25 protein-coding genes are annotated in these 14864 nt (G+C 63.7%); all 25 read left to right on the top strand.

Features of this window, described 5'->3' with window-relative positions; translation table 11 throughout:
- Window positions 1–159 precede the first annotated feature (159 nt).
- On the top strand, window positions 160–363 hold the full coding sequence (locus ABD998_RS09300) for a hypothetical protein (RefSeq protein WP_345438366.1): 204 nt from the start codon (window positions 160–162) through the stop codon (window positions 361–363).
- 140 nt (window positions 364–503) lie between these two features.
- Window positions 504–779, top strand: a complete 276-nt coding sequence (locus tag ABD998_RS09305; protein ID WP_345438368.1) for a helix-turn-helix domain-containing protein — start codon at window positions 504–506, stop codon at window positions 777–779.
- A gap of 124 nt (window positions 780–903) precedes the next feature.
- Window positions 904–1161 carry a hypothetical protein gene (locus ABD998_RS09310; protein WP_345438370.1) on the top strand — a complete coding sequence of 86 codons (258 nt, stop codon included), beginning with the start codon at window positions 904–906 and terminating at the stop codon, window positions 1159–1161.
- 356 nt (window positions 1162–1517) lie between these two features.
- Window positions 1518–2075: a hypothetical protein gene (locus ABD998_RS09315; RefSeq protein ID WP_345438372.1), complete on the top strand. Its 558-nt coding sequence runs from the start codon at window positions 1518–1520 to the stop codon at window positions 2073–2075.
- A gap of 124 nt (window positions 2076–2199) precedes the next feature.
- The gene (locus ABD998_RS09320; protein WP_345438374.1) at window positions 2200–3204 is read left to right on the top strand and encodes a hypothetical protein; all 1005 of its coding nucleotides are present in this window, start codon (window positions 2200–2202) and stop codon (window positions 3202–3204) included.
- On the top strand, window positions 3204–3362 hold the full coding sequence (locus ABD998_RS09325) for a hypothetical protein (RefSeq protein WP_345438376.1): 159 nt from the start codon (window positions 3204–3206) through the stop codon (window positions 3360–3362). The genes ABD998_RS09320 and ABD998_RS09325 overlap by 1 nt, the downstream gene beginning before the upstream one ends.
- Before the next feature lie 11 nt (window positions 3363–3373).
- Window positions 3374–4174, top strand: coding sequence for a PD-(D/E)XK nuclease-like domain-containing protein (locus ABD998_RS09330; RefSeq protein ID WP_345438378.1), 801 nt, complete (start codon window positions 3374–3376; stop codon window positions 4172–4174).
- Window positions 4174–4722, top strand: coding sequence for a hypothetical protein (locus ABD998_RS09335; RefSeq protein ID WP_345438380.1), 549 nt, complete (start codon window positions 4174–4176; stop codon window positions 4720–4722). The genes ABD998_RS09330 and ABD998_RS09335 overlap by 1 nt, the downstream gene beginning before the upstream one ends.
- A gap of 68 nt (window positions 4723–4790) precedes the next feature.
- The gene (locus ABD998_RS09340; protein ID WP_345438382.1) at window positions 4791–5150 is read left to right on the top strand and encodes a RusA family crossover junction endodeoxyribonuclease; all 360 of its coding nucleotides are present in this window, start codon (window positions 4791–4793) and stop codon (window positions 5148–5150) included.
- Window positions 5147–5734 carry a hypothetical protein gene (locus tag ABD998_RS09345; RefSeq protein ID WP_345438384.1) on the top strand — a complete coding sequence of 196 codons (588 nt, stop codon included), beginning with the start codon at window positions 5147–5149 and terminating at the stop codon, window positions 5732–5734. The genes ABD998_RS09340 and ABD998_RS09345 overlap by 4 nt, the downstream gene beginning before the upstream one ends.
- Before the next feature lie 184 nt (window positions 5735–5918).
- On the top strand, window positions 5919–6170 hold the full coding sequence (locus ABD998_RS09350; RefSeq protein WP_345438386.1) for a hypothetical protein: 252 nt from the start codon (window positions 5919–5921) through the stop codon (window positions 6168–6170).
- Complete coding sequence (locus ABD998_RS09355) at window positions 6167–6475, top strand: hypothetical protein (RefSeq protein WP_345438388.1); 309 nt, start codon at window positions 6167–6169, stop codon at window positions 6473–6475. Before ABD998_RS09350 ends, ABD998_RS09355 begins: the two co-directional genes overlap by 4 nt.
- 474 nt (window positions 6476–6949) lie before the next feature.
- Window positions 6950–7882, top strand: a complete 933-nt coding sequence (locus ABD998_RS09360; RefSeq protein WP_345438390.1) for a hypothetical protein — start codon at window positions 6950–6952, stop codon at window positions 7880–7882.
- Entirely contained in the window at window positions 7879–8109 is a 231-nt protein-coding gene (locus tag ABD998_RS09365) for a hypothetical protein (protein ID WP_345438392.1), read from the top strand. Before ABD998_RS09360 ends, ABD998_RS09365 begins: the two co-directional genes overlap by 4 nt.
- Window positions 8106–8966, top strand: a complete 861-nt coding sequence (locus ABD998_RS09370; protein WP_345438394.1) for a hypothetical protein — start codon at window positions 8106–8108, stop codon at window positions 8964–8966. The genes ABD998_RS09365 and ABD998_RS09370 overlap by 4 nt, the downstream gene beginning before the upstream one ends.
- Window positions 8963–9217, top strand: coding sequence for a hypothetical protein (locus ABD998_RS09375; protein ID WP_345438396.1), 255 nt, complete (start codon window positions 8963–8965; stop codon window positions 9215–9217). The genes ABD998_RS09370 and ABD998_RS09375 overlap by 4 nt, the downstream gene beginning before the upstream one ends.
- Window positions 9210–9890, top strand: coding sequence for a hypothetical protein (locus tag ABD998_RS09380; RefSeq protein ID WP_345438398.1), 681 nt, complete (start codon window positions 9210–9212; stop codon window positions 9888–9890). Before ABD998_RS09375 ends, ABD998_RS09380 begins: the two co-directional genes overlap by 8 nt.
- A complete protein-coding gene (locus tag ABD998_RS09385; protein WP_345438400.1) occupies window positions 9887–10123 on the top strand; it encodes a hypothetical protein in 237 nt (78 codons plus the stop codon). Before ABD998_RS09380 ends, ABD998_RS09385 begins: the two co-directional genes overlap by 4 nt.
- A 247-nt stretch (window positions 10124–10370) precedes the next feature.
- Window positions 10371–10775 (top strand): hypothetical protein, encoded by a 405-nt coding sequence (locus tag ABD998_RS09390; RefSeq protein WP_345438402.1) that lies wholly within the window; start codon window positions 10371–10373, stop codon window positions 10773–10775.
- Window positions 10762–11889: a DNA cytosine methyltransferase gene (locus tag ABD998_RS09395; RefSeq protein ID WP_345438404.1), complete on the top strand. Its 1128-nt coding sequence runs from the start codon at window positions 10762–10764 to the stop codon at window positions 11887–11889. The genes ABD998_RS09390 and ABD998_RS09395 overlap by 14 nt, the downstream gene beginning before the upstream one ends.
- 148 nt (window positions 11890–12037) lie before the next feature.
- Window positions 12038–12550 carry a DNA N-6-adenine-methyltransferase gene (locus ABD998_RS09400; RefSeq protein ID WP_345438406.1) on the top strand — a complete coding sequence of 171 codons (513 nt, stop codon included), beginning with the start codon at window positions 12038–12040 and terminating at the stop codon, window positions 12548–12550.
- Window positions 12550–12804 (top strand): hypothetical protein, encoded by a 255-nt coding sequence (locus tag ABD998_RS09405; RefSeq protein WP_345438408.1) that lies wholly within the window; start codon window positions 12550–12552, stop codon window positions 12802–12804. The genes ABD998_RS09400 and ABD998_RS09405 overlap by 1 nt, the downstream gene beginning before the upstream one ends.
- Window positions 12801–13001 carry a hypothetical protein gene (locus tag ABD998_RS09410; protein WP_345438410.1) on the top strand — a complete coding sequence of 67 codons (201 nt, stop codon included), beginning with the start codon at window positions 12801–12803 and terminating at the stop codon, window positions 12999–13001. Before ABD998_RS09405 ends, ABD998_RS09410 begins: the two co-directional genes overlap by 4 nt.
- Window positions 12998–13615, top strand: coding sequence for a DUF7341 domain-containing protein (locus ABD998_RS09415; RefSeq protein ID WP_345438412.1), 618 nt, complete (start codon window positions 12998–13000; stop codon window positions 13613–13615). The genes ABD998_RS09410 and ABD998_RS09415 overlap by 4 nt, the downstream gene beginning before the upstream one ends.
- Window positions 13616–14405: 790 nt before the next feature.
- Complete coding sequence (locus ABD998_RS09420; RefSeq protein ID WP_345438414.1) at window positions 14406–14660, top strand: hypothetical protein; 255 nt, start codon at window positions 14406–14408, stop codon at window positions 14658–14660.
- The last annotated feature ends 204 nt before the right edge of the window (window positions 14661–14864 follow it).

The raw sequence follows: 14864 nt of genomic DNA on the forward strand, positions 1-14864 counted from the left end.
AGCTATTTTCAGGCAGCACTAGTGACCCCCGTTTGGGGATAGGGGTGCTGGACGGGCGACTCGGCAATGTCGCACTAGCCCTGGTTGGGGACGCACCTAAAGAAATCGCTGTTAGGTGCCTCGGTTCGACACCGAGCAGGGCACGGAAAGGAGCAAGACATGGGAGATGTGCCAACTCGTCGCACCCGGACGATTCACGAGTGGGTGATTGAGACACCGTGCGATGCCAAACAGTTCGCGCTCTCGCTACACCTGATCCAGCAGGAGCTGGACAGCGAGTTTCCCGACAAGGCAGGGTACGACGACGCCTACGAAGTCATCGCCCGAGATAACGAAATTGTCATCCAAGTCATCGAGAGGTGACTAGTCCCCGCCGCGGGGTTACAGCGGTCGGCGCAGTGCTCGAGGTCAGAGATGTCCGGGTGTGAGTCCCGGCTGCGTCACCAGTGTTTTCGGGGCGTCCTGGTGTGGGGCGTTCTTCACGTATTCGAAGGAGAAGAGACATGGGTGAGTACGAGGATTATGTAGCGAAGCTGGTTGCTCAGGCACCGCCGCTGACGGATGAGCAGCGCCAGCAACTCTTGGCGATATTCGCGCCCCAGGCAGCTCCGGCCGCGGATCATGAGATGACCGTGAGTGAAGCCGCTAAGTATCGGCGCGTTTCGGCGAAGACAATCTACGGCTGGATTCAGAAAGGTATCCTCCCAGCCCATCGGTTCGGACCGCAGCGCCTCTACATCTGGCGTTCCGACCTCGACGCGATGGCGAAGGACGTCTGATGCGGTGGGTTGTCATCGATGATGAGGGCCGTCTGGGAACACTCGACGAGGACGGAAACGTTCAAATGGCGACTCCCGCGGAAGTGGATGCTCTGGAACGGTACGTCGCGGAACGGTGGCGGTCATGATCGCCGTGAGATGGTCGGCGGGTTTCGTGATCGTGGCTTGTCTGATCGGCCTGGGTTTCACGCGCACTTATAACGGCTTGTTCGTTATCGGTGTTCTCGCGTCGGCGGTTCTCCTTTGGACGTTCGGTGTGTTCTCGCCAGGGTTTTGGGTGGGTGTGGAGCCTTCTTCCCGGTCGCGTTTGGATGACATGGATTCGGGGTGCCCTGTGGATCACTCGTGGGATCAGGAAGACGAAGAGGATTGCGCCGCATGAGCAAGGAACATGAGTGGTTCGAAGTGGTCTTCAACTATGGGGGCCACATTGAATGCGAATGCGGATTCCTGCCCGGGTCGGAGGAAGACATGGACGCTCACACTGCCGAGTGGGGTATGCGATGAGTGACCGTTTCATCGTGAATACGTCGTCGGGTGAGGCGGGTGTTCGGACGAATAGTCGCAGGGAAGCGGAAGAGTTTGCGTCCCGGTGGGGGACAGTCGTGATCGACACGGAGGCAGAACGATGAGCACACCCGTTTACGACTCGCTCATGGACGTGTACCCGTGGGTCGAACGTCACATGTTCGAAGCGGAAGTGAGAGCCGATATCGACAAACTCCCGGAGGTGGAGTGATGGAGAAGTTCACAGCAAGCAACGGGGTCGAAGTGACCATGGAGAAGCAGGCCATCACAGGATGGCGACGACTGTGGTTCGGCCGAAAAGACGGCGTCTCCATCGAGATCTCTGGGCGGAACTTGAAGGCGCTCATCGAGTGCCTGGACGCCGAGCGTGACGCCGATCTGGGGCGTTGGCGCTGGCCCGAGAACCCGAACTACATGGTGTACCCAAGAGACGATGGTCATGTCGCCGTTCTTTCCGAGCCCGAGGGGGTCGCGGCGTTCTGCGTGACGCGGGCTGCCGCAAGGGGCGCAGGCGAGGGTAACCCCTTCCTTGTCGCGGCTCGCGCTTACTTCGAAGATCACCCGGAGCGGAAGCCGTGGGAGGACGCGAAGCCGGGCGAGGTATGGGCCGTGACCCTGCACGGCAAGGAACGCCCTTGCAAGGTGGTTGAGCCCACGTACAGCGAACACGCGGTCGCATTCCTGCCGTTGAACGAGCCATCCCCAACTTGGTTCGTGCCGTCCGCCGCGATAACCGAAGCCCGCCGCATCTGGCCGGAGGGTGACTGATGGCTGTCCTGTTTCGTGTGGCGGAGAACGCCCCGTGGGAACCGTCCTTCACCCCGTTGACGGTGGAGGAACGCGCATACGTGAACCGGACGGTCGGGTGGGAAATGTACAGGAGCGTGGACTGATGGGTGAGCGCAAGCGGAAGGCGTGCTTTCAGGTTGCAGCCATTGTCTCTGGGGCGGTCGTGGTTGTTTTCGTCGCCCCGCTTCTGACTCACCTCCTCAACCTTCCTATCGGATGGCGCACCGCCGTCAATTTCATCATCGGCGCGGCGAACGGTTATTTCGCCGTTAAGTGGATTCGCGCCGTCCTGAAAGCGAACAAGCAGACGAAAAGCAAAGGTAAAGTCCATGGCGATTTCACAATTCACCCTCATGTTCAACCGCTCATCGGTTGGAGCACCCCGCCTGGGGGACATTGGGGAGGAACGCAAGCACATCGAGTTGGAACCTTTGGAGGTGCCGGCAACGGTTCCAGCGGCTCCGGTCGAGGAACCGGTGCCCGCATGAACCTCGATGAGTTCTCTGGGAAGACCGTGCTGAACCTGCCCGAACTCGAGGATGTAGGGTTCAGCGCTGGCGTAGTCCGGGGTGTGCGTTCATTCCGGGTCGACAAGCTGGGGCGACTAACGGGCGTGCATCACAAGCAGATCTGGACGCCGGGCGAGAACGAGGCTATGTGTCGTGCCGTAGAGAACGAATCGGCAGCGATGTCCTACGCGGTGCAGAGGGCTCTGTACCAGTCCTGGGGCACCGGAACCCGGCCTGTTGAGCCGGCACGCGAGTACCGCCAAGACGCGCACACGATGGCCGACTGCAAGCACGGCTTCTACGCCTACTACGACGGGTCCGACGACTACTCCGAAACCGGAATGGTGTCGGCGGTCGTGGAGGGATACGGGGAGACCGTGATCGGTACTCGCGGGTTCCGATGCATGAAGGCCCGGATCGTTGCTCTCACATTCCGAGACGACGTGCCCGCTCATCTCGTCGCCAAGGTGAAGCGTAACTACCCGGACGTGCCTGTGCTCGACTCGTTCGACCGCATGGTCGCCGAGTTCCCGCCGGACGGAGCGGGAAACGAGTACACCCCGGAGAACGACCCCGACTTCTGGACGAGGAGCATCTGATGGGTCTGGATGAAGCGTTGGCCGACTACCTCGACCAGCCCTGTAACTGGGGCAGAGACGACTACACGATCAGACAGGCCGAAGCGGACGCGTTCCGTGCCGGCGCTGCGTGGGCGTTCTCGCACGCCGCCGACCGGATGAGGGAGGTGACGGGATGATCGTCCATGACATGCCTGACGAGGTTTACCATTCGCGCCCAGAGCTTTCGAGCACCGGGGCGCGACGCATTTTGGAGTCCCCCGCGAAGTTCAAGTGGGAGCAGGATCATCCGTCCCGTCCGACGCCGGCCATGATCCTCGGCACCGCCACGCACACGAAGGTACTGGGGGTCGGATCACCGGTCGTGACCTACCCGGAGGAGCATCTGACGCCCTCCGGGAATGTCTCGACGAAGGCCGTGACGGTCGCGTGGGAAGCGGAGCAGATGGCGGCTGGCCGCGTACTGCTCAGTAGACGTGACGCCGCGAAGGTCGACGCGATGGCGGAGGCTGTGCTGGCCCACCTCGAGGCGCGGCAGTTCCTGGAAGCCGTGGAGGGCCGCGAGGTCAGCGTCTTCGCTGACGTCGAAGGTGTTCCGACACGAGCTCGGTTCGACATCTACAACGGGCGGAAGGCCGGCGACCTCAAGACCGCCCTGGACTCATCGCCTGGTGGCTTCAACCGGTCCGTTGCACACCGCGGATACCACATCCAGGAGCGTTTCTACCGCGACGCGTACCAAGCCGAGACCGGGGGTGAGCTCGAGGAGTTCAAGTTCATCGTCGTGGAGAACACTGCCCCCTACCTGGTGGGTGTGTACGACCTGGACTTCATGTGGGCGGAACTCGGGATGAAGAAGGTCAAGGAAGCCCGCGACCTGTGGCGACGGTGCACCGAAACGGGCACCTGGCCCGGGTACGGGACCGCGACGCTCACGCCGCCCACATGGGCGGTGTATGAGAACGAAGACGCAGAGGAGTTCACGTTCTGATGGACATCTCAGATGCCATCCTCGCTCGCAGTGACCAGCTCAATGCGGTGGATCTCGTGGAGCCGGTGACGGTGACGGTCGTGGATGTTCGCAAGGGGAACGCTGAGCAGCCCGTGCACATCATCACGGACGTGTTCGGCCCGGAGCGCCCGTTCAAGCCTTCCAAGACGGTCCTGCGGGATCTGGGGAAGGCGTGGGGCCGGGAGACGCAACCGTGGATCGGTCGGCGTATCGAGTTGTACAACGAGCCGACTGTGAAGTGGGCGGGCAAGGAAGTGGGCGGGATTCGGGTTTCCGGTCTGTCTCACATCGACGGCCCGGTGCAGACGGCTCACACGATCACCCGGGGCCAGTACAAGCAGGTCACGATCCGTCCGTTGCCGTCCGGTCCTGACCCGCAGATGGTTGCCGCGGCGTTGGAGGACATCGCTCAGGCGACGTCGATCCCCGCGCTGAAGGCGGCGTGGGATCTGGCGGGGAAGCGTGGCGTGCAGGGTCACCCGGATGTGATCGCTGCGAAGGAAGCCCGGAAGACCGAGCTCGCCTGACCCCTCAACCTCTTCGAGGCCCGACATCTGCATGGTGTCGGGCCTTCCTCGTACCTAAGGAGAACCTCTTGTTTGAGACGACCATCGTCTTCGGGTGGAAACGACCACCACTCACCGCAAACCAGCGGCTCCACTGGGCCGAACGTGCCCAGCTCACCAGGATGGTGAGAACCGCGGCGATGATGACTGCCCCTCTCGAGACGTTCGAGAAGGTCGCGGTGAAGCTGACATGGGTGGTGAAGGACAACCGTCGCCGGGATGCGGACAACATCTACCCCACGTTCAAAGCGCTCTGTGACGGGCTCGTGGACGGTGGGGTCGTCCCCGATGACACGCCTCAGTACATGGACAAGCTCGCTCCCTTCATCCGGTTGGAGAAGGACGCCGACCCGCACTTCGAGCTCCTGATCAGGGAGGTGGCGTCGTGACTCTCGTGGCGATGATCGAGGACGGTTTCCCGCACGGCACGGTGGAGGGTTTCCGGTTGGGATGCAAGGGATCGATCTGTCCTGCCCCGTTGTCGTGTGCAGCGTTCAGCGTCCGCTACAGGGGCGACTACGCGTTCGCGAAGGCCGTGGACGGTGGCGAGTCGGTGGAGTCGATTCTGGCGCGGGAGAAGGCCGCACAGGCCCGCCCGGTGCGGAATGTGAACGACGAACGGATCTCGAACGCGAACCAGAAACGACGCGAGGTTCGCCACCGTCACGAGAAGGGGTGGACGGACCGGCAGATCGCGGCCGACATGGGCGAAACGATCGCGTACGTCGGGAAGTTGCGCCGGCAGATGGAGTTGCCTGTGCACCCGGACCGGAAGGGGCCGGAGAAGGGGAAACCACGCCGCAAGTCCCGCAGCCAGGGTCGCCGTCGCCCGCATCTTGAGCACGGCACCGTGTCGATGTACACGGCGAAGAAGTGCCGAAAGGGCGACCCGTGCCCTGCCACCCCGTCCTGTCACGAAGTCGCCATGGCGTACAAGCGTGCATGGCTGGAACGAACGAAGGAAGCAGCATGACTGAAGGAACTCAGACGACTATCCATACGCCGTGCCACGAATGCGGGGTGCCGTTCGCGCCCGGTGAGGTCGTGTTGCCGATTTCGCGAGCGGACTGGGACGGCCGCGTCGAAGCGGGTGGCTTCATGCACCTCTGGCACTTTGCGCAGGGCGTGTCATGAATGACCAGGCGGAAGAAGGGCCGATGACCGAGACCGACTTCACGCCGAGCCTGCATTCGGCGCGCAGCACATTCGCGTTCGCCAGGGCTAAGGGCGACAAGAGCCGTCGTGGAATGTACTTTGACGCATTCGACCGGATGATCGCGCGGCATGACGAGGCCGTGGAGGCGAAGGCTCGTGCGGCGGAGCGTGAGCGGATCGTGAGCGAGCTTCGAGACGAGTTCGGGGTCACGAACCGCGCGGCGTCCTGGATCGCGAGGGAGGGGAACCGATGACCGGCACCGGATACACCCCGAGCCTGGACCGTGTGCGGGACTTGTACTCGTGGGCGTACGCGTGGCGCACAGAGGACGCCGAGGGCGAAACAGACCTCAGCGGGCTCCGAGCATCCCAGCGTGCCGAGTTCGACCGGATGATCGCGGCGCACGACGCGGCCTTGGAGGCGAAGGTCCGGGCGGAGGAGCGTGAACTGTGCGCTCGTGTCGCGGAGAACGAGCCGACCAACGGTGCTTTCGAGTACGCGGAGGGCTGGGATGACGCAGCCGGGACCATCGCAACACGAATCCGGGAGAACCGATGAGCGCTTGCATGAGGTGTTCTTCCTGCCACCCGGGCCGGCAGTTCGGTGGCGAGTACCTGTGCCGGAAGCCGGAGTGCGACTGTCACAGGAGAGACGAGTGACAGGGTTCACTGTGAAGACGAGGAAGGCCGTGATCGAACGTGATCACGGCCTTTGTCAATGGTGTGGGGAGCCTGCACGACCCGACGACTACTCGTTGCAGCACCGTCGCGCGAGGGGCATGGGTGGGTCCAGGAACCCGGTCACGAACGGGGCGGCGAACGGTGTCGTCGTGCACGGCACCGGGACCACCGGATGCCACGGGTACATCGAATCCCACCCTGACGAGGCCGCTGAACGGGGTTTCCGTGTGCGTCAGACCGCGGACCCTCGCATGGTGCCGTTGGTCGACTGGCGGGGCGTGGCGTGGTGGTTGACGGGGGATGGGCGTCGTGTGGAGGTCGGGCCGGATGCGCCGTTCTGAAAGGAGGAGACGTGTCCCGAGATAGGGCGAATATCAGGACAGACATCTGGAACGACGACGACTTCAGGAGACTGAGCGCAGAGGCGCAATTCCTCTACCTTCAACTGCTCACCTCGGCCACTCTCACCTACGTGGGGGTAGCAGATTGGCGTCCTAAGCGCATCGCAGCCTTGTCTGCGGGTAGAGCGCCGGGAACGGTGGAGAAGGCCGCTCAGGAACTCGTGGACGGCCTCTATGTGGTGATCGACGAGATGACCGAGGAGATCCTGATCCGGTCGTTCCTCCGCCACGACGGGCTGCTTCAGAAGCCGAACGTCGCGAAAGCAATGGTCAAAGCGTACGACGGCGTGTACTCACTCGACCTCAAAGGTGTGGTGGTGCACGAGCTGAACCGGCTGCACAAACGGTTCCCCGACTGGAAAGGGTTCGACGTGCGGGAGGTTCGCGAAGTGATGTCGAAGGGTTCGGTTAACCCTTCCGATTTGCTGACCGGAACCGTTCCGTTGACCCTTCCCGAAAGGGATGCCCCACTACTAACTACCTCTACAGCTACATCTACAAGCCACTCACTACCCGCGCCGAGCGAGCTCGACACGGTGTTCGAGCGTGCGTACAAGTCGTGGCCGAAGAAGACGGAGAAGAAGAAGTCGGCGGAGAAGTTCAAACTGCTGGCGAAGAAGCATGACCCGGAGTGGCTGGCCGAACAGGTGGTCAAGTTCGGGCGTGCGTACACGTCAACCACGGAAGCCCGGTACGTGCCGGCGCTTGTCGTCTGGTTGAACGGAGAACGGTGGACGGATGACCTCCCCACCGCATCCCCAACGGTGATCAACACCCAGTGGGACCAACTCATGAACACACCCACCGACCCGTGCAGTATCGGGCACCTGTGGGTGAGAGACGGGACATGCGCCCGATGCACAGCACGAAAGGACATGACATGACCGAACGAATCGACCACGCCGCCGAGGCGGAGCGCATCCTGATCGTTATAGACGGGGTGCACGGCGCAGACCTGTCCCTGGACGAGATGATCGCGTCCGCCCAGGTGCACGCGACGCTCGCGCTCGCGCAGGAGCAGCGGGCCGCCAACTTCATCGCGTACTGCACTGCGGCCGACGCGCTCTCGCAGGGGCACAAGGCATGGATCGAAGAGGAGATGGGGCTGTGACCGACAACGTGCGCGAGGCGCTGGAAGCAGCATGGGACGAAGGCAACGGCGTCGGGCTCGACGGATGGATAGGACCGGGTCGCGGTGCTGGCGAGGTCGACGACGAGGCGCTGCGCGCTCGGCGACGTGACGTCGACGCCATCCTGTCGCGTTTCGACGTGACACCGAAGGGGCAGGCGCAGGGTGTGATTGACGCTCACATGCGGCAGGTTGCCCACCGAGTCATGGACGTCTTCCAGAATGCCGACGAGGACGCGCTTGCCGACGAGGTGATGGCTGATGTGTTCACTGCCATCGGGCTCGTCGAAGCCTTCGGGGTCAAGCCGAAGGGACAGGCACTCACCGACGTGGCCGCGCTCATCGCGGAGGCTCGGGAGCTGGTTCGTTCGTGGGACCAGCGCGGGTCGTGGTCCCCCGACTCGCCTGTCGGAATGGTGATGCAGATGGCCGACGCTCTAGAGCGGGCATCCCAGCCGGTCACCGAGCCGACCGTCGAGGAGTGGGCGGCGCGAGCGCAGGCGGCGCGTGACCGGGCGATCGCGAAGGGCTACGGTCCGGAGCACGACGCCGAGCACGGCATCCGCCACCTCCTGAACTGGGCGATCGACTACGCCCGCCGTGGGCGCGCCGAGGACTCATCGGGCCTGATCCTGTCGGCGCTCGCGCTGCTCGACAGCGCTGAGCCGGTCACCGAGGAGCAGGAGCACTATCCCGACTGCCAGAAGTGGCCGCATCGATGGGTCGATTGCCGAGGCGACCATCGAGAGGATCACGACCCCAGACGCCCCTCGCGCATCCCAATGCCGATCCAGGATCGGATCGACGCAGTGCGGCCAGATGGCGAGGAGGACCGATGACCGACACCGAGTACACGCCGAGCCTGGACGACCTCCGTGTCGCCTGGATGGCACACCACATCGAGGCGACAGACGAGTCGCCCATGCCCATGACCAAGTGGGAGGCCGAGTTCCGGCGGGGTATCGAGGCCGAGAAGGCGAAGGCATGGGACGAGGGTTATGAGGCTTGGAGGGGCGACGGAGCCCGCCGTTACTGGGATGCATCAAGCCCACAGGCCAACCCCTACCGGAAGGAGCAGGACCGTGGCTGACGAAGCGCTGATCGAGGGCATGAAGCTGGAAGCCCGCAACCGCATGCGACACGATCCGAGGGTCTGGCACGAGGCGCTGGAGAGCGCCATCGATGAACTCCTTCCCGCGCTGATCGAGGCCGTACGCCAGGAGGAGCGCGAGACGTACGACCCCGCGAAGGATGAGCGCCTCGCGCGCTACATGGCGATGGTGACTCCTCTCGGATACGGCGCAGCGATCGCGGTCGTGGAGGCCATGAACCGGCTCATCGACGTGGAGCATCGAGACGAGGAGATCGCGGAGCAGGCTCGCCAGAAGGAGCGCGCGCTCCTGGACTACGAGCATGTCGAGGGCATCGCGTACGCCGACGATGTGGCCGAGGGGTACGAAGGACCCGTGCCGGACGACTACACGCGCCACTACTGCGAGGCCGACGGCGAGGACTGGCCGTGCGCCTACGCCCGTCACAACGAGAAGGTGCGCCAGGACGAGCGCGAGAAAACACTGCGCGATGAGTCGATGCACCTGCGAGAACGCATCAGCGACTGCGAAGCGGCGCGGAACGAGCACCCGAAGGGCAGCCAGGCGTGGCGAGCGCTGAACGAGCCGCTCCATCACATGCGGGCAGAGGCCATGCGGCTGACCTCTCGTGCCGACGAGTTCGCCGCCCGGATCAGGGAGCAGGGGCGATGAATGCCGCCGCGTCGTCGACCGACCGACCCGGCCTCGCAACCGAGTGGTCTGACGAACACATGAAGCGACTGCAAGAGTCCGGGCCACGCCTGCGTAAAGCGATGTGGGAAAGGTTCAAGAAGACACCGGACTACGCCGCGCAGATCGCGTACGACGAAGAGACAGAACGGTTACGGAGATTCATCCGAGGCCAGCAGGCCATCCAACAGGTCGACGCAAGGGTGGACGAATGACCCACGGAACGAAAGCAGCGTACGACCGCCACAAGTGCCGGTGCGACGACTGCAAAGCCGCGAACACCGCCTACCAACGCAGCAGACGACGCAACATCGCATACCGCGACGCGAACCAACCCAAGACCTCATGAAACCGGTCTGGGCGATACCCGCGGTCATCGCATACGAAATCACTCGAGCGCTCCTGAAAAGGGGCGCTCTCTCATTCCTCCGCTGGTACTGGCGGACAACCGGAAGGTAAGAGATGGCAACCATCGTGTTTAAGGCGTTCATCGACGACGTGCTTATCGGCCGTGACGGCCCATGGGCGTTGCGAACCTCCGAACTGCATCAGCGGAAGACGGACACCGGGTACGAGACCGTGGCGCGCACGTTCCGCACCGTGAAGGGCGACATCGACTTCACCCGATACGCGAAGGGAGACCGGGTCGCGGTCGCCGGACAGGAACGCACCGAGAAGCGCACCCACGAGGGCAAGGACTACTACGACCTTGTCGTGTGGGCTGAGGCAGTTTCACACGTCCCGACGAGGCAGAACCTCAGGGATGGGGTAAACGCCCCGCAGACGCCCGCACAGGCCCCACAGCAGGCACCCCAAGCCGACACCTGGGACACCGCGACACCTGGGAGCGCGGATGTTCCCTTCTGAACCCCTCAGTGGGGAACTGTTCGCCGGGGCAGGTGGTCTCGGGATGGCGGTCGACGAAGTGTTCGGCACCCGGCCCGGATGGTTCAGCGAGTTCGACCCCGCCCCATCCAAGGTGCTCGCCCACCACCATCCCGACGTCCCCAACCACGGCGACGTCACCAAGGTCAACTTCCGCAACCTCCCGCACACGCACGTCCGATCCGGCGGATTCCCCTGCCAGGACGTGTCACTCGCGGGAAGGAGACGCGGGATGACCGAGAGCACACGATCCGGACTGTGGTCCGAGTTCGCCCGATCCATCGAAGAAGACCGACCTGACTGGGTGGTGATCGAGAATGTCCGAGGACTTCTCAGCGCGGACGCTGCTAGCGATGTGGAACCCTGCCCGCTCTGTGTGGGAGACAACCCAGGGCATGTTCTGCGGGCACTTGGAGCCGTACTTGGAGACCTGGCCGACCTCGGGTTCGATGCGGAATGGACAGGCATCCGAGCCGCCGACGTCGGCGCACCCCACGGCCGGTTCCGGGTCTTCATCCTCGCCTGGCCCCGAGAGCGCACTGCTGCCGACGCCGTCCGCGAATCCGTTCGAGGGAGAGCCCGAGGCATTCCTCGCGCGGCAGGCGAGGTTGAAAGACATGGGGATCAACGGGAACGGAGCGGGCGCGCCTCTCGCGATAGCGGTACGCATGCTCCCGTAGCGCTGCTGCCGACTCCGACTGTGGGCAACGCAACGGGCGGCAACGCTCAGCGTGGCGGAGACCGATCGGGGGAGAAGCTGCTTCCGGGACTCGCTCGCGAACACGCCACCGACTGGGGCCCGTACGCGGCGGCCGTCGCACGCTGGGAGACCGTACTCGGTCGCCCCGCGCCGGCCCCGGTACGGATGGACGGGAAGGGTGGGAAGGCCCGCCTGAACCCGGAGCTCCCGGAGTGGATGATGGGCTGGCCTGCCGGGCACGTCACCCACCCCGCCATCGGCCTCACACGCGCCGAACAGTTGAAGATCGCGGGCAACGGCGCCGTCCCCCAACAAGCGGCCGCAGCGCTCCGCGAAATGCTCGCACGCCCCGGCGTGCCCGACATCGAATGGGACACCCATGTCCTGGCCCGCTGACCGTCACACCACCCAACTCTGGGACGAACTCTGGACCGTCGACGACCACGACGAACTCATCCCCGGAAGAGACGACGCAAGGAACGACCGAGATGACAACTGAAACCGCTAAACGAGAGAACGAGAGGCGTGAGCGATGAGTAGGGCGATGGGCGCCCACCAGTCGGCGCGAGCGAAGACGACGACGTGGCTCACGCCACCGGAACTGATTGAGAAGCTCGGCCCATTCGACATGGACCCGTGCGCCGCTCCGTCGCCGAGGCCGTGGCCGACCGCTGCCCGACATGTCGAGCTTCCTGAGGATGGTCTTACGGCGGAGTGGACGGGGCACGTGTGGCTGAACCCGCCCTACAGTTTCGCCGCGTGGACGTGGCTGGAGAAACTCGCGGCACACGGTGACGGCATCGCGCTGGTTTTCGCCCGCACTGAGACCGCCGGTTTCGTGCGCGAGGTGTGGGGGAAGGCGGCGGGCCTGTTGTTCCTGCATGGTCGGCTGCACTTCCACCACGCGGACGGCACTCGCGCCGCCGCGAATTCGGGCGCCCCGTCCGTGCTTGTCGCGTATGGCGACTGGGCGGCCGAGCGCCTCATGACGGCCGAGATTAACGGCACATACGTGCCGTTGCGGTCCGCGAATGACGAGATTAGGGGGCAGGGCTGATGGACATGCGTGACTGGGATCAGGAGCTGATCGAGGAGCAAGAGGCACTCGAAGCCGACCTGATTGTCAAGGAAGTCGCGATCATCTTGCTCACGCGACACGTGACAGGCACTCCCTGGCTCGACTGGGACGTTTGGTCCGAACAAGCATCGGACGACGACAGGCTCGATGCGCTGCGCACCGCATCCGCCGTGGTCGAGTACATGCGCGAGCACGGCCGCCCGGCGGATGACGAGATTAGGGGGCAGTCGTGACGGTTACTCACTATCACCTGACGGAGGAGTTCGAGTTGACGCGTGTTGTCCCGGGTCGGGACACGATCCGCGACCTTTACGACGCGGCCGAGTACTTCTCCGATGAAGACTGCACTTGGTCGATCAACGGGACGGCCATCGAGTTCAAGCGCCCGCTGGGAACCAGCCTCACCGCACGAGAGGAAACACGACCATGACGGACGAACTGTTGGACGCGGTGGATGATCTCACCGCCCCGAAACCCGTGAAGGTGGACACAGACGACGGGCCGAAGTGGGCCACAGAGGACGCCCTGCTTGTGCAGCTCGCGGAAGCCGTGTCATCGTCGATGAACTCCGGTTCCGGTGCCGGCGGGGCAGCATGGACGAGGAACGTGCTCGACTCGACAGCCCTCTACCAGGCCACCATCATCACCTCCACCATCGGGGACTGGTGCCGCATGGGGAGAGTCAATGTCACCCGCAACCCCGTCACCGACCTCAGGACCTGGTATGTATCCAGGCTCGCCGCACCACCCCAGACACGCGATTCGGACGGGTTCTACATCGACCAGATGAAGGCATGGGCAGGACAGATCCGCAGCATGATCAACCCGCCCAAGACGATCGAGATCACCGCCCCCTGCCCCGTCTGCAACCAGGGAACGTACACGAACGACATCGGGGAACTCGTCACCAACCCCCTCGTCCTCATCTACCGACCCGACGACGAAGGCCACGCGAAAGTCATGTGCAAAGCCTGCGACGCCATCTGGAACGGGAAAGACGCCATGGAGGAACTCAACGACGAACTCAACGACAAGACCGCATGACACGCGCCAAGAAAAGGTGAAATCGCCCTACGCCAGGTGATACCCTGATGACGCCTACCTGAAGTGCGCACTTTTCCAGGTAGAACCAAGCCGCCAAGGACACACGTCCAGGGCGGCTTTCCTGTTTCCTCCCACCAGACGCAACGGAACCCCGGTGCCAGCGTGGACGAAGGACGCGCGACGATCGCGCAACACACAGGCCGACGCCGGTCAACAACTACACACGCGCGAGTCTCGACGGCAGATATCGAGACACGGTGCATGCGTCAGTGGCGATCACGCCTCACCCGGGAAACCGGAACGCCGCATGACCGTCTTTGCTCCCCGCCGTCCTCCGGGCCTGGTGGGGATATGTCACGGTTGCGCCGTCCAGGAGACGGAAGCGCGCTGTATGCCACCCGCGGCCAAAGCTCCCGAGCTGCGGCCGCGGGTGTGCACCCTTCTAGCCCAACAGGCAGAGGCAAGCGGCCCAAACCCGCCACAGTCCGAGTTCGAACCTCGGGAAGGGTACGGATGCGGGTTCAAGTCCCGCCGCGATCCTGTCGCGTAACGGTCAAAGGCATGGGCTGAAACGTCGTTGCCGTGGTGGACCAGCGAGGTACCGAACCTCGCCAGGCGTGCGAGACCGCCCCGGGGATGCGACCGGCCAACGCATGCAACCTCCCCCCGTGAATAGCTCCACACCCCAGGAGGGCGACGATGCCTGACGCCTACGAAGGTCTCGTGTTCGCAGAGTCCGAGACCGGCCGTGAAGCATTCATCCCCCTACGACCGAGCGAGGACGACGGCAATGCCTGATCTGTCCATTGATCTGACGTTCAACGACAAGTACTTCGATGACGACGGGGTTGAACACGTCGAATCTGAGAAGTCGGGCGTCATCGTCCACGGGTACCGAGATGGCGAGATCTACATCGAAGCGTTCGATGTCAACGGAGCTCGCACCATCGAACCGCGCGCCGAATACAGCGCAACCGGAGCACTCCGACGTGAAGAAACAATCAGGCTCCGCGACTACCTGAACGAGGTGCTGAGAGATGCCTGACGCATTGATCGAGTACGCCGACCACGATGAGGTCATGGCCGTCGCGGACCAGGTCATCGTGGATCACCGCGAAGTGATCGAACGGCTAGCTCATGCCTGACGCGCGGCCCATGTACGAGTGCCCCGACTGTGGGCGCACCTTCACGAACGAGTCAGCGCTCCTGTTCTGCTGCAACACCGAGGAAGAACAACGACGCGGCATCT

It is taken from the genome of Microbacterium gilvum, assembly GCF_039543865.1.
GTDB classification, from domain to species: Bacteria; Actinomycetota; Actinomycetes; order Actinomycetales; family Microbacteriaceae; genus Microbacterium; species Microbacterium gilvum.

Bases quoted from the DNA above. Each gene is read 5' to 3' on its own strand.
- ABD998_RS09300 (WP_345438366.1), top strand. From the start codon at position 160: ATGGGAGATGTGCCAACTCGTCGCACCCGGACGATTCACGAGTGGGTG.
- ABD998_RS09305 (WP_345438368.1), top strand. From the start codon at position 504: ATGGGTGAGTACGAGGATTATGTAGCGAAGCTGGTTGCTCAGGCACCG.
- ABD998_RS09310 (WP_345438370.1), top strand. From the start codon at position 904: ATGATCGCCGTGAGATGGTCGGCGGGTTTCGTGATCGTGGCTTGTCTG.
- ABD998_RS09315 (WP_345438372.1), top strand. From the start codon at position 1,518: ATGGAGAAGTTCACAGCAAGCAACGGGGTCGAAGTGACCATGGAGAAG.
- ABD998_RS09320 (WP_345438374.1), top strand. From the start codon at position 2,200: ATGGGTGAGCGCAAGCGGAAGGCGTGCTTTCAGGTTGCAGCCATTGTC.
- ABD998_RS09325 (WP_345438376.1), top strand. From the start codon at position 3,204: ATGGGTCTGGATGAAGCGTTGGCCGACTACCTCGACCAGCCCTGTAAC.
- ABD998_RS09330 (WP_345438378.1), top strand. From the start codon at position 3,374: ATGCCTGACGAGGTTTACCATTCGCGCCCAGAGCTTTCGAGCACCGGG.
- ABD998_RS09335 (WP_345438380.1), top strand. From the start codon at position 4,174: ATGGACATCTCAGATGCCATCCTCGCTCGCAGTGACCAGCTCAATGCG.
- ABD998_RS09350 (WP_345438386.1), top strand. From the start codon at position 5,919: ATGACCGAGACCGACTTCACGCCGAGCCTGCATTCGGCGCGCAGCACA.
- ABD998_RS09355 (WP_345438388.1), top strand. From the start codon at position 6,167: ATGACCGGCACCGGATACACCCCGAGCCTGGACCGTGTGCGGGACTTG.
- ABD998_RS09365 (WP_345438392.1), top strand. From the start codon at position 7,879: ATGACCGAACGAATCGACCACGCCGCCGAGGCGGAGCGCATCCTGATC.
- ABD998_RS09375 (WP_345438396.1), top strand. From the start codon at position 8,963: ATGACCGACACCGAGTACACGCCGAGCCTGGACGACCTCCGTGTCGCC.
- ABD998_RS09385 (WP_345438400.1), top strand. From the start codon at position 9,887: ATGAATGCCGCCGCGTCGTCGACCGACCGACCCGGCCTCGCAACCGAG.
- ABD998_RS09390 (WP_345438402.1), top strand. From the start codon at position 10,371: ATGGCAACCATCGTGTTTAAGGCGTTCATCGACGACGTGCTTATCGGC.
- ABD998_RS09395 (WP_345438404.1), top strand. From the start codon at position 10,762: ATGTTCCCTTCTGAACCCCTCAGTGGGGAACTGTTCGCCGGGGCAGGT.
- ABD998_RS09400 (WP_345438406.1), top strand. From the start codon at position 12,038: ATGGGCGCCCACCAGTCGGCGCGAGCGAAGACGACGACGTGGCTCACG.
- ABD998_RS09405 (WP_345438408.1), top strand. From the start codon at position 12,550: ATGGACATGCGTGACTGGGATCAGGAGCTGATCGAGGAGCAAGAGGCA.
- ABD998_RS09415 (WP_345438412.1), top strand. From the start codon at position 12,998: ATGACGGACGAACTGTTGGACGCGGTGGATGATCTCACCGCCCCGAAA.
- ABD998_RS09420 (WP_345438414.1), top strand. From the start codon at position 14,406: ATGCCTGATCTGTCCATTGATCTGACGTTCAACGACAAGTACTTCGAT.